Origin of the sequence: Stenotrophomonas sp. UBA7606, from assembly GCF_002477705.1 — a bacterium.
Classification (GTDB): domain Bacteria; phylum Pseudomonadota; class Gammaproteobacteria; order Xanthomonadales; family Xanthomonadaceae; genus Stenotrophomonas.
On the sequence record NZ_DLJW01000127.1, the window covers coordinates 28204 to 40046 of the forward strand.

Consider the following 11843-nt stretch of genomic DNA (forward strand, 5'->3'; position numbering starts at 1 on the left):
GCGATATGTGACTCTCATCGATCTGGGCGCGGGGCAACTCCCTGCCCAGACACCATCCCCTGCACGACAGGCGGCGTGGTTCCCCGTCGTGCATACGGCAGCGGTCGTGCCCCCGGTCACGGACGCGGAAGTCACGCCTGTCGCTGACGGTGTGCTGTTGGAGTGGTCCGCAGTGGAGTCCGGCGGCGCGCTCGTCACATATATCATCGAGCGCGGCCCGACGGAGACGGGGCCTTGGGAGGAGATCGCCCGCACGACCGAAACGCGCTACCTGTACTCCGATGGCAGGGGGCAGACCTGGTTCTTTCGGATCACGCCGAGCGTGCGGGGGAAGCCGGGGCAGGGCGACATTGTCGTCGGCACCCCTGAGCTGGTGGCTCGGCAGAATGCCTTGGACCAGGAGAAGGAAGAGAGGCTCCTAGGTGACCTGGAGAACGCGACAGCCGTTGCGGATGAGGCTACGGCGCGTGCGGCAGCTATCGCTACGGAACAGACGGATCGTGCCAGCGCGATCATTGCCGAACAAACTGCACGCGCTGCCGCCATTGCAGCCGAAGCAACTGCACGCTCCAACGCAATCAACGCGTCTGCGGCTGCCTCGGCAGATAACCTGCTGAATGCGCAGCTTGCCCTTGACGCGAAGATCACCAACGAAGCGACGTTGCGACAGACTGCCGACACATCGCTTGCCAGCCAGATTGCAACGATCAGTGCGGGCACGGGTGAGCAGTTCGACACCGGTGGCGGCATCTGGTATTTCGACACAACTGCGGAAGGCTGGACAGCGATAAGCGGTTCGGGAATCACCGTTGTTGATGGTTGGCTGCGTCCTGATTTCAGTGCCAACTCCACGCAGAACGTGCAGTCGCCGTTGCTTACCTTTGACTCAACGTCATACCGCTACGTCAAGTTCCGTATGCGAAAGGTTGGCAACCCCGGCGTTTGGCGTGGTTGGCTGCGCTGGATCACCGCTGCCGATCAGACCTACGACACCGCAAAGCAGGTGCTTATCCCTGAGCCCACTTTCGACGCAAACGGCATTGCCACAATCGATGTAAAGGACATTCCTTGGCCTGCGGGTGTTACGCGCGTGCGTATCTATCCGTACTCGGGCATGACCAGTGCGGGGAACTATGTCGAATACGACTGGATTGCGCTGGGCCGTCCTTCGCCTGGTGCTTCTGCTGCTGCGCTGCAGGAGGAACGTACTGCACGTATCAATGGTGATGCGGCCGAAGCCACGCAGCGTACTACGCTTGGCGTGCAGGTTCGTGGCAACTACACGGGCACCGATCCGGCGCAGCTGCAGTCTGGCTTGCTCTATCAGGAACGCCAAGTTCGAATCGCCGCCGAAGGTGTCATCGCAACCGACGTTTCGAGCCTGAAAGCGCGTATGCCAGCCGGTAACGGCAAAGTGGCCACCGAAGCATCGGTAACTTCAGAGGCTTCCGCGCGTGTGAGTGGTGATGAAGCCAACGCAACGCGCACATCTGCAATTGAAGCTCGCATACCTGCTGGTACTGGGCCGCTGGCAACTGCGGCGGCTGTCGATGCGGTGCAGGCGAACGTCAACACGGTTGATGGCAAGGTCACCGCAAACACTGACAGTATCCAGCGGCTGACCGCAGCTGTTGGTTCCGCACTGACTTTGTTCAACCCTTCGTTCGAACTGGATACCGGCTGGAATGGTTCGGCGTCGTCCGACCAGGACACGATCCCCACGGGCTACAGCTATGTCACCACGGACCCGCACAGTGGCGCACGCCATTTGCGTATCAATGGCGGTGGACAAGGTGCGATCTACAACCGTTCCAAGCTCACCGTCGCTGTTGGCGATGATGTAGATGTGTCGTTCTGGTGCGGCTCAATAGGTTCAACGCCGGACGGGTATATACGCTTGTCAATCTCGTGGCGGAAAGCTGACGGGACCAGTAATGGTGCTGTTGCCACAACGGCCCAACAAAACACGTCAGTTGCGCGGTGGACAAAAGTTGTTGGTAAGTTGCCGCAGCCGCCTGCCGGTACGGCTTACGGAATCCTGTACATCCAAACCAATCATACCGTTGGCGCGTGGGCGGTTGACGATGTTCAAGTGAGCAAGGTTGGTGATACCGCCGCCGCTACTGCACAGAGTCTTGCTGCCGTAAGCAACACCGTGACGCAGCAAGGGCAAGATATCTCTGCAGTATCCACGCGCCTTGGGACCGTCGAAGCGCGGGTTCCGTCAGGAACTGGCGTCTTGGCAACAGGTGCTGCAGTTGATGCGGTGCAGGCAAGTGTCGCGCTTGTTGACGGCAAGGTGACAGCAAACGCTGACAGTATTTCCAAGCTGTCTGCGGCAATCGGCAACGTTATCGCTGTGCAGAACCCATCCTTTGAAACCGTCGCTGGAAACATCGGCTGGGGGACTGACATTCTCGGCAGCAATAATGCGCTGCCTGCAGCTACCACGCTCACTGATAGCTACGCTGCCCAGGGCAAGTACTCCGTGCGCATGTCCGGTGGGCCTGATGCGCCAAACCGCATCATGTATAACGCACAGCAGTTCTCACTACAGGGTGTTAAGCGCATCTGGCTGTCGCTTGATTCCAGGACGGCCGGGGCCCCACCCGAAGGTACGCAGGTGCGAATCGGTTTGCGTTACTACGATGCAAACGGTGCACAGATTGCTAATTCCTATATCCCGTGGTTCACGGCAACTGGTGGAACCTGGCAATGGGGGCAGAACGTAGTGTCCGGGTGGCACACCCCACTCGCAGGTGCGGCGAGCGCGCGTGTGATTCTGTATGTCCAGGGCCTAACCGCTGGCGTGTTGTTGCTTGACGACGTTCAGGTGAATCTAGAAACCGCCACCGGGGCCGCAATCTCGCAGAGTCTGACGGCAGTATCCAACACCGTGACCCAACAGGGTCAGGACATTTCTGCGGTGTCCACGCGCCTTGGTACTGTCGAAGCACGCCAGCCAGCTGGCAGTGGTGCGCTTGCCACTGCCGCATCGGTTAGTGCAGTGGATAGTGCATCGGTTAGCCGTGATGAGGCGCTTGGTACAAGAACCGGAACCATCGAGGCACGCTTGCCACCCGGTAGTGACAAGCTGGCGAACGAAGCGCGCGTCGTTGCGGCAGAATCCGCGGCAGCTACTGCTACCGGTGCAGTGGCAACGCAACTGACGCAAGTTAAAGCCACTGCCGAGGGTGCCAACGCTTCTATCACGAACTTGATAGAAGTCTCCGCAACGACCAACAGCATTGGCCTCGTGGATGGGGGGTTTGAGGGTAGTAAGGGCTGGGGTTCGTCTTCAGCTGTGGACCAACCCAGCTACAACTTGCCATCGACGGCGCAGTATTGGGCAGACACCTATCGCAGTGGCTTGCGTAGCCTTCGGTTCAACCCTGGTATCGCATCGGCTGCCAGCGTGTTCAACAACTCATGGTTGAGGGTCAAGACCGGGCAGAAAATTCGTGTGACGTACTGGGCACGTATTACCGGCTGGGTGCCGACAAGTGCTGGCTACATCCGAGTTAGTGCCCGGACGTACCGGACAGATGGCACCAATCCCTACGTGGCAATCGGAGCGTCCTCTCCGGTTACCTCGCTCTCATCAACATGGCAAAAGTTGACAGAGGTTTACACCGTTCCCACCGGTGTGACGATCATGCAGTTCGCAATGCAGTGCTTGAACAACAACGCCAACACTGCGGTGTATGTCGATGACGTGAGTGCGGAGCTTATCGGAGAAGAGGGAGAGATTGCCCGCGCGAAGGTCACAAACGTACTGGATGTTGACGGGAACATCAGCGGCACCGTCAGCGAGAACGATGGAGTTCGCAGCAGCTACAGCATTCTGGCGAGCGTGTTCCGGGTCGTCTCAAAGCTGACCGGGATGGGCATGGAGTGGCTGGACGGCTACCTGCGGATATGGAAGGGCTCGGCGCAGTTGGTGCTGGGCCATTCGTTCGGTTCTGGTGACCTGGTGATGTGGTATGGGCCCAACGTGGGCGCGGCAAACTGCAATAAGTCGAATGGTCTTTTCCACCTCGATACCTCTGGTGGCGGCTACTTCGGCGGCTCATTGTCTGCAGGCACTTTGAAGAACGCGGTCCAAACCACTACGACGGTGACAACTGGAACCGAGTTGATCAATGGCCCGTTCGACACAAACGGCAACACACGAAGCGTCGTCCTGAGCTTCAGCCGAACAATGGCCTATGTGAGCAATGCATACGGAACTTCCGGATTCACTGCAGGGGCCGGGGAAAACACCGCCACGATCAGGCTCTATCGGAAGATCGGGTCGGCAGCAGAGACGCTTTGGCAAACCCTCAACGCTGCGGGCATGGTGGATATTTTCAACGAGGGCGACGCGCCCGACAGGGCGAACTCGCGGTGGGGTGGTGCGCTCACAGTCAACGATACTTCACCCGCGGGGCAGCAGGTCACCTATCGAGCTGTAATTACGGGCTATACATCCCAGTCGGTGTCGCATCCTGGGACGATCAACTCGATCACTACCACCCAAAATTTGGCGATCATCGCCACAGAGCAATGAGGGAAGAAAATGGAGTCAGAGGTCCAGCTCAACGAGCAGGGAGACGTGCAGCGCGTCTACGACGAGAACAACCGTGACGTGCTGTTCTGTCGGCGTGCAGAGATCTTTTTCACGCCGAACGAGGACGGCTCGCCTAGCACTGAAGGGAAAGTGCTCTGGCACACGCAGTGGTGGCACTACATTGGGAACGTGAAGCGGGCGGAAAGCCTGGGCCCCGTGATCGAGAATTCGATTGCCCAGGTGCTGGGGGATAGTTACTACGTGGGGGCGGCTGAGCCATTGCCGGCCGCAGTGATCGTGGCCGGCATCAAGGCGGCGTACACGCACCGGGCGGCGGCCCATTTTGGGATTGAAACGGGCGGCGATAGTGAAGGTTGACTCAGGTCGTCAGGTCGCCTTTACGGTGAAGCCATCAGCAGAGGGTCGGTGGCTTCTGTGAATTCCTGCGGGTCAACCGTCACAGTCCGTTTCGGACAGCGAAGTCCTAATGACTTGAGGTTAACAAGGAGAGAGCATTGTGCAAACGGAACTGTGGCGAGCGCCGTACGTAGATTTGGATCTATATATGGGGCGCTGGTACGAAATCTGCCGTAAACCTCAGAGTGCTGACGATAAGGGCCTCCGAGACGTGCTTGTAGACCATTCACGCGGCGCAGATGGCTCCATTGATCTGCTGAGTTCATTCGATCATCCAGTGCTGGGGAGCCGTACCTTCCACGGGGTGGCCACGCCGCAAGATTCCTCAGGGTCACTTTTGGATATTTCCTATCCGGAGACATTGCATTGGTTGCCTTTTCTCTCCGGCAGGGTGTTCGTGATCAAGGTTGACGTTGATTACCGAACGGCTTTAATTGGCGAGGCGCGACGACAAGGTCTAGTGCTTCTGCATCGAAGTCCGGTGATGGAGCCATCGGAAGCACGCAAGTGGCTGCGGATAGCTGAGTGCCAGGGCTTTGACACAGAGAGCCTCGTGTGGCCGATTCATTCGGGGTGTCAAGCGCCGCTATGAATGCTGCGGGTCCAGCCTACGGCAGCGCCAAGCGGGCTCCTCGCGATGGGGCCTCGGTGCTTTGGACGGTAGGTCATTCCACACGCACTTGGGAGGCTTTTCGGGAAGTCCTACGAGTCCACGAGATCACCACGCTGGTTGACGTCAGGCGGTTCCCTGGCTCTCGAAAGTTTCCTTGGTTCGGTCGCGACGCGATGAGCGAGCAGTTGCCTCGGGACGGCGTTGGCTACAAGTGGATTCCTCAATTAGGAGGGCGGCGATCAGTGCTGCCGGGGTCGCCGAACGGCGGGTGGAGAAATTCGTCATTCCAGGGGTATGCGGATCACATGGCCAGCGCGGAGTTTGCGAACGGGCTAGAGCAAGCCTTGGCTGCAGCTGCGCAAGGGCGCACGGCGCTGATGTGTGCAGAGCTGTTGTGGTGGCGCTGCCATCGGCGCTTGATTTCGGACCTCTTGGTACACCGGGGGTACCAAGTCCTGCATATCCAGACCGAACGAGCGCCTGAATCGCACCACCTCAATCCGATGGCTCAAGTGGCAGGCGAGGACCTTATATATCCCCCTTTGCAGCTCGGTTTGCTTTAGGCCTTCAGAGCAAGCCCGCCTATCTCCGCTCGGACTTCGCAGGAATGCTTGACTGAATTGGGGGCGGTGGTCATGATCCGCCCCCTCTACTGGGGAGTAGAACCGGGCCCGGTACGCCGGGCTTTTTTATCCGTACAGCAGTGACCAAATGACGGGAGAACGCTGGAATTGGTAGCGTAAACCGTCTACGTCCACCTGCGTTGCCATCTGCCCATCCGCGTCTACGAGGATTTGGCCATCCACTACCGTTGAAGCTTCCCTGAAGCGGGTGACAATTGAAACCTTACTGGTGGCGAACAGTGTTACAGGCCTGCGCTCCAAGCCAGGCCCTTCAAGGAACATCTGCAAATCATTCACGAATGCATCTCCGATGGATGCCCCTGTATTCGCAGTCTGGGCACACGGTTGGTTACCGGTATGCGAAGACATAGGCCCGTACTGTTGTTCTGGAACCTGCGTCTCTTACCCGGTCACAATGACTTCACGCTCCCTGATGCCCTTTTAAGTGGTGAAATGGGAAAGTACATATGTCCTCAGCAGCTGCGGGTTGCCGCCCTCCTCAGAAGTAGCTGCGCATGACGGGTGAGCAAAACTCACCACTGCCCACCAGTCGTTTCCCGGCGATTGGTGGGCTTTTTTATGGGCCCTCCGACTACCTCGCCGAGCCGTTGCGCGATGGTTGGGAGCATATGATTGAGTCCCGGCAATTGTGAGGTTGCGCGCCCCACGGCCAGGAGCTACGGAGGAGTAGCTTCAGTTTGCAGCTGAGACCAAAACTCGACGAGATCGTGGAGTGCTGGCGATCCGATTTCGCCATCAAGCTCCTGGAGATGATCGGCCTCACGCATCCAATGCTGTGTGCTGATCTTCTGAAGCACGCTGTCCTCTACCTCTTTGCAACCCATGTTCCATTGTGTGAAGTAAGGGAACTCGATGGGGTAATGGTGAAGCTCTATCAGGTCGTGATGTAAAGCCGATGAGCGTATCCGACCGTAGATGCGTTCAACCCCTTCCGTTGGCCCTTCGAAATACTGGAAGAACCGCTTTCCGTCGTACAGCAGAACTCCCGTCACGCCTGCAATCTGATTGTGGGCACGCGCGTCGACCAAGAGGTGGTCCAACTGGTCTGCGGTCAACCCCGAAATAGCCGTGCTTATGTACGCAACTGCCTTGTAGGTCATGGCAAACGATCAGGGGTAAAGGATGCGCACAGTTGCACAAATGAGGGGGCGTTGTGAAGCCTTCAAAAAAAAGAGCCCGGGTGGTTATCCGGGCTCGCTTCGCATCATCCGAATACCAGACTCCATTGGATATCGGAGTCTTGGTACTTGAACCTGAATCCGTCGAAATCGGTTTGCTTCGCAATTTTTCCGCTTTCGTCTATCAGAGTGCGCAGTTCTATATCTTGGCCGCGGGGACGAGAGAACCTGATCCCGTCGCTGAGCCCTGCTTTCAAGTGCTTCGATTCGGTAGATAAAAGCTTCACCGAGCGACGTTCTTGTCCGGGTCCTTCCAGCCACATCGCAACAGATCCCATGAATGTTCTCCACGTTGGTATAGGTGAGGGCCTCTCCGACCTGGCTCGGAGATCAGTGAGATCATTGAGGGGAGATAGTGAAATAGCCGTCAATCCGAGGGCGACGCGCGTCACATTGTTCTAGACGAACAGCGCGTTCCTGGTTGCGCCCATCTTTTCAGCAATTCTGGCCATTTCATTGGCGACCTTTACACAGGAATCGCCTGTCCTTTTCAGTGCCGTGATTTGAAGCTCTTGGTAGACCTGCCAGAAGACCGGTCCACATCCATTTGCCAAGTAGGCGTCGTGCAGGCTCATCCACTCGTCGTCGGTTAGATATTGCGCGCTGTATCCCATACGCCCTCCGGTGCATCCTGCCCCTGTTTTTTTCACGGTAGGCCCACGAGCCTGACCGACGTGTTAAACCGGCGCTCGAAGTCTCACTCTCCCAATTCAGCGTGGCTGTCAGGCCTCAACTTTCGTGTAGTTGCTTCATAGGCGTGCAAGCAGGCCGCTGACGGCCCTCTGCAGTGGCTGACGCCCGAAAGGATCATCTTCACCGGGCAGTATTCAGTTCAAACAATGTTCGTTGCGTGTTTGTGGGCGAACTGGGTTGACCCTGATGGCGTCGAGCCGGACATGCTCTGCTTCGCGGCGGTCACGGATGACCCTGAGCCCGAAGTTGCCGCTGCTGGCCACGACCGCACGATCATCAACATCAAGCCCGAGCATGTGCAGGCCTGGCTCAATCCAGACCCTGCCGACCTGCAGGCGCTGTACGCGATATTCGATGACAAGCGGCACCCGTTCTACGAGCACAAGATCGCGGCGTGATGGAATTGATATCTACTCGTTGCACTATCGTCAGCCAAGCGTAATCTTATGGTTACAAATATAGTAAAAACAAAAGGTTACGCGTTGCGCGCTCCGTGTGGCTGATGTAGCTTTGGCTGGTGTTTGACTACTCGGCTGCGCTCAATGGGAATAATCGATTCAACTCGCTACGAACTTTCGTGCTCTGTGTGTGGACGCGTGGAGAAAACTGCCGCGCACGAGTACGGGCCTGGGTATTGGGGTGGTCTACACGTTGTCGGTTTCACTCTCGAAACCCAGTTGCAAAGCTACGGCGAGAGTGTCGTAGTAAACGCAACTTGCCGGTGCGGACAACAGGCTGAGGTGGCAGTCGTGAGTAGGGGGGCATGAGTTTGCCAATAAGACGTGATCTCGGCACTGGTAACGCCAGCGTCAGAAGGGGCGGGGCTCACCAAAGGCACACGCTCGCGCAGATCCGTTGATGCGCAAGCATCTTCGTTTCCGATAAGCGGCACCCCTCACCCGCGACTGCTTGGCATTGCTTTGTGTTGGAGATTCTCGGGTCGCAAGTTCGTGTATCGCTTGAGCGTTGCCCAGCTCTCGTGCAGCGTGAAGAGTGCGACTTCATGGATTCCATACCCAGCTTCGAACAAGCGGCTGGTCGCCTCGTGCCGCAGGTCGTGGAATCGAAGGTCCGCAATTTCCAGAACGTGGCAGGCACGGGTAAACGCAGCGCCAATTGACTTTGGCTCGAACGGGAAGATCAGCGGATTGAGTTCGCCATCCGGCTGCTGCAGTCGTGGCTGCCGTTCAATAATTTCCAGTGCCTCTTTGGACAGCTTGAAGACTTTGTGGTTGCCGAGCTTCTGAGTGGGATGCTTGACGTCGCGCAGTCGGCAAACCGCTTTGTCGATATCTAGATCATCCCAGCGTAGGCGGGTGATCTCTTCCTGACGTCGTGCGCTGTGGATGGCAAACCACATGATGTCGCGCATGGGGATCTCGGCACGGACGTCGCGGCGGCTGAAGTTTGCGTCGAGCATCTGCAACTCGTTGGCCGTGGGGCGGCGATCGCGTTGCTTCGGCTTTCCGATAAGGCGTTGTTGGCGCAGGTACTCGGCAGCGTCATCCAACTCCTGCATTGGCACCGGTACGCGCAGTGCGACTCTGGCCGCTCGAAATACCTGGCGCAGCCAAATGAGGTCATTGGCGGCAGTGGCTGGGCCGGCGCCTTCCTTTCGGCGCCCTTGGGTGTATGCGATGAAGTCGGCATGCGTGAGCCGATCAACCCGCATGTCCGCTATAGCCCCGTCGCCGATCCGCGCAAGGTCTGCCGTCTTGGAGCGGCCCCACGGGTTGTCGTCGGCCATCTGTCCCGAATACCAGGTGATCATCTGGCCAACCGTCATTCGGGTGCCAACGGTTTCCCCTCGCGCACGCTGGCCGGCCAGCTCTGCTTCACGCCGTGTCAGCCATTCTTTGGCCAGCGCCTTGGTCGGAAACGTCTCCGACTCCCTGTGTACGATCTTGCCCTCGGCCTTGAGCCGGATAGTCGCCGTGTAAGATGTGGCGCCGCTGGCCCGCCGCCTGGCCAAGATTGATCCCATGGTGCTACATGTCCAGTTTTGTAGCACCGAATGTAGCACTGCCGTGGCGGCAATGCCCGGAAACCCCCGGAAATACGATAGAAATGCAGCAGCCCAAAACCACCACGCAAGAAGCCCCGAAGCCCCGCCAGCCTTACGTTCTGGAGGGTTTGAGGCTGTCGGTTGCGCCGATGATGGACTGGACCGATCGCCATTGCCGGGTGTTCCACCGCCTGTTGGCACCGGGGGCGCGGCTGTATACCGAGATGGTCCATGCCAACGCGGTGATCCACGGTGACCGCGAGCGCCTGCTGGGCTATGACCGGGTTGAGCACCCGCTGGCCCTGCAGTTGGGTGGCAGTGAACCGGCGGCGCTGGCCGAGGCGGCGCGCATCGCCGCCGACTGGGGGTATGACGAGGTCAACCTCAACTGCGGTTGCCCCTCCGATCGGGTCCAGGCCGGGCGGTTCGGTGCCTGCCTGATGCGCGAGCCGGAGCTGGTAGCTGAATGCGTGGCTGCGATGGTGGCTGCCGTCGATATCCCGGTCACGGTGAAGTGCCGGCTGGGCGTGGACGAGGACAATGATTACGCGCTGTTTGCCGGCTTTGTTGACCGCCAGGTGCAGGCTGGGGCGGCGATGGTGGTGGTGCATGCGCGCAATGCGTGGCTCAAGGGCCTGTCGCCCAAGGAGAACCGGGAGATCCCGCCGCTGCGCTACGACTGGGCCTACCGGTTGAAGCAGGAGCGCCCGGAGCTGCCGGTGGTGCTCAATGGCGGCATCGCCAGCGTGCAGGCCGCCCAGCAGCACATGCAGCAATTGGACGGGGTGATGCTGGGGCGCGCCGCCTACCATGACCCGTATGTGCTGCACGCGCTGGACTGTGCACAGACCGGCCAGCCGCTGCAGGGCCGTGAGGAACTGCTGCTTGCCCTGCGTCCCTATGTGGAGGCGCAACTGGGCAGGGGGTTGGCACTCAAGCACATCACCCGCCACCTGCTGGGGTTGTTCCATGGCCAGCCGGGCGGGCGCGGCTTCCGCCAGGTGCTCAGTGAGGGGGCACACCGTGCCGGTGCCGATTGGCAATTGCTTGAGCAGGCCCTGCAGGTAACCCGCGAGCAGGCCGCCCGGGTAGCCTGAACCGCTGTGCGGGCGGCGGCATATGTCCGGTCAATATGCTGAACGGGGCGGGGTGAACAGGGGCAGGGTTCAGACCGGATTCACCCCTAAAAATCAAGAATTTGCCTCAATTTCGTGAGGCCTGTGAAAAAAGTTACAGCGCGGGTTTTTACGGATTTTGAACGTTGCCGCACAGTCCGCTAGGATCACCCCCATGCATCCGCTTTCCCGTCGTCGTCTGCTGATCGCCCTTTCCGCCACCGTGCTGGTGGCCGGTCCGGGCGTGCTCGTGGCCTCGGCCCAGCAGCCGCAGCGCCAGGAAGCCCAGCGTGGCGGCGAGCAGGCCATGCGTGCAGCGCAGGCCCAGATGGCCCCCAGCCGCGGTGGCGAGCGCTCGTTGTCCGACGCGGTGCGGCGCGTGCAACGCGAGACCGGTGGGCGCATCCTTGGCGCCGAGCGTGTGCCGTACGATGGCCGTGACATCAACCGGGTCAAATACATGGATGACCGCGGCCGCGTGCGCTACATGGATGATCCGGCGCCGTCCCGCGCGGGCCCGCGTGGCCCCCGGTCGGAGCCACCACCACGCGACGATAACTCCTGAACAGCGATAGTTGTCCCGCGTTTCGCATATATACGCCGGTTGAAGCCGGCCCAAGTTACTAGGG

Annotated in this window: 11 protein-coding genes and 1 pseudogene; 7 read left to right on the forward strand and 5 right to left on the reverse strand. The window is 59.2% G+C overall.

Features of this window, described 5'->3' with window-relative positions:
• Window positions 1-7 precede the first annotated feature (7 nt).
• The 4 genes from B2527_RS17080 to B2527_RS17090 all read left to right on the forward strand — a co-directional run bounded on the left by B2527_RS17080 (window position 8) and on the right by B2527_RS17090 (window position 6142).
• Window positions 8-4549, forward strand: a complete 4542-nt coding sequence (locus tag B2527_RS17080; protein ID WP_293716511.1) for a hypothetical protein — start codon at window positions 8-10, stop codon at window positions 4547-4549.
• A gap of 9 nt (window positions 4550-4558) precedes the next feature.
• Window positions 4559-4927, forward strand: a complete 369-nt coding sequence (locus B2527_RS17085; protein ID WP_293716512.1) for a hypothetical protein — start codon at window positions 4559-4561, stop codon at window positions 4925-4927.
• A 139-nt stretch (window positions 4928-5066) separates the two neighbouring features.
• Window positions 5067-5558 (forward strand): lipocalin family protein, encoded by a 492-nt coding sequence (locus B2527_RS19625; RefSeq protein ID WP_414717124.1) that lies wholly within the window; start codon window positions 5067-5069, stop codon window positions 5556-5558.
• Window positions 5555-6142 (forward strand): DUF488 family protein, encoded by a 588-nt coding sequence (locus B2527_RS17090; RefSeq protein ID WP_293716613.1) that lies wholly within the window; start codon window positions 5555-5557, stop codon window positions 6140-6142. Before B2527_RS19625 ends, B2527_RS17090 begins: the two co-directional genes overlap by 4 nt.
• 126 nt (window positions 6143-6268) lie before the next feature.
• Here B2527_RS17090 and B2527_RS17095 read toward each other — a convergent pair whose 3' ends face one another.
• The 4 genes from B2527_RS17095 to B2527_RS17110 form a co-directional block, all read right to left on the reverse strand.
• Window positions 6269-6499: a hypothetical protein gene (locus B2527_RS17095; protein ID WP_293716513.1), complete on the reverse strand. Its 231-nt coding sequence runs from the start codon at window positions 6497-6499 to the stop codon at window positions 6269-6271.
• A gap of 380 nt (window positions 6500-6879) precedes the next feature.
• Window positions 6880-7323: a BLUF domain-containing protein gene (locus tag B2527_RS17100; RefSeq protein ID WP_293716515.1), complete on the reverse strand. Its 444-nt coding sequence runs from the start codon at window positions 7321-7323 to the stop codon at window positions 6880-6882.
• 104 nt (window positions 7324-7427) lie between these two features.
• Complete coding sequence (locus tag B2527_RS17105; protein WP_293716517.1) at window positions 7428-7679, reverse strand: hypothetical protein; 252 nt, start codon at window positions 7677-7679, stop codon at window positions 7428-7430.
• A gap of 120 nt (window positions 7680-7799) precedes the next feature.
• On the reverse strand, window positions 7800-8015 hold the full coding sequence (locus tag B2527_RS17110; RefSeq protein ID WP_293716519.1) for a hypothetical protein: 216 nt from the start codon (window positions 8013-8015) through the stop codon (window positions 7800-7802).
• 219 nt (window positions 8016-8234) lie between these two features.
• Between B2527_RS17110 and B2527_RS17115 the strand changes: the two are divergent.
• Window positions 8235-8492 (forward strand): annotated as a pseudogene (locus tag B2527_RS17115) (SOS response-associated peptidase family protein); the annotation flags it as partial.
• A gap of 497 nt (window positions 8493-8989) precedes the next feature.
• On the opposite strand, the gene B2527_RS17120 reads toward B2527_RS17115, so the two are convergent.
• Complete coding sequence (locus tag B2527_RS17120) at window positions 8990-10078, reverse strand: tyrosine-type recombinase/integrase (RefSeq protein WP_293716521.1); 1089 nt, start codon at window positions 10076-10078, stop codon at window positions 8990-8992.
• A gap of 83 nt (window positions 10079-10161) precedes the next feature.
• Here B2527_RS17120 and dusA point away from each other — a divergent pair, with 83 nt between their 5' ends.
• Together dusA and B2527_RS17130 are read left to right on the forward strand one after the other, a co-directional pair.
• Entirely contained in the window at window positions 10162-11196 is a 1035-nt protein-coding gene (gene dusA / locus B2527_RS17125; protein WP_293716523.1) for a tRNA dihydrouridine(20/20a) synthase DusA, read from the forward strand.
• 193 nt (window positions 11197-11389) lie between these two features.
• Entirely contained in the window at window positions 11390-11779 is a 390-nt protein-coding gene (locus tag B2527_RS17130) for a PepSY domain-containing protein (protein ID WP_293716525.1), read from the forward strand.
• Window positions 11780-11843: the final 64 nt, after the last annotated feature.

Excerpts from the sequence above, each read along its gene's own strand:
- B2527_RS17120 (WP_293716521.1), bottom strand. The coding sequence starts at position 10,078 with ATGGGATCAATCTTGGCCAGGCGGCGGGCCAGCGGCGCCACATCTTAC.
- B2527_RS17130 (WP_293716525.1), top strand. The coding sequence starts at position 11,390 with ATGCATCCGCTTTCCCGTCGTCGTCTGCTGATCGCCCTTTCCGCCACC.
- B2527_RS17090 (WP_293716613.1), top strand. The coding sequence starts at position 5,555 with ATGAATGCTGCGGGTCCAGCCTACGGCAGCGCCAAGCGGGCTCCTCGC.
- B2527_RS17105 (WP_293716517.1), bottom strand. The coding sequence starts at position 7,679 with ATGGGATCTGTTGCGATGTGGCTGGAAGGACCCGGACAAGAACGTCGC.
- B2527_RS17110 (WP_293716519.1), bottom strand. The coding sequence starts at position 8,015 with ATGGGATACAGCGCGCAATATCTAACCGACGACGAGTGGATGAGCCTG.
- B2527_RS17085 (WP_293716512.1), top strand. The coding sequence starts at position 4,559 with ATGGAGTCAGAGGTCCAGCTCAACGAGCAGGGAGACGTGCAGCGCGTC.
- B2527_RS17100 (WP_293716515.1), bottom strand. The coding sequence starts at position 7,323 with ATGACCTACAAGGCAGTTGCGTACATAAGCACGGCTATTTCGGGGTTG.
- dusA (WP_293716523.1), top strand. The coding sequence starts at position 10,162 with ATGCAGCAGCCCAAAACCACCACGCAAGAAGCCCCGAAGCCCCGCCAG.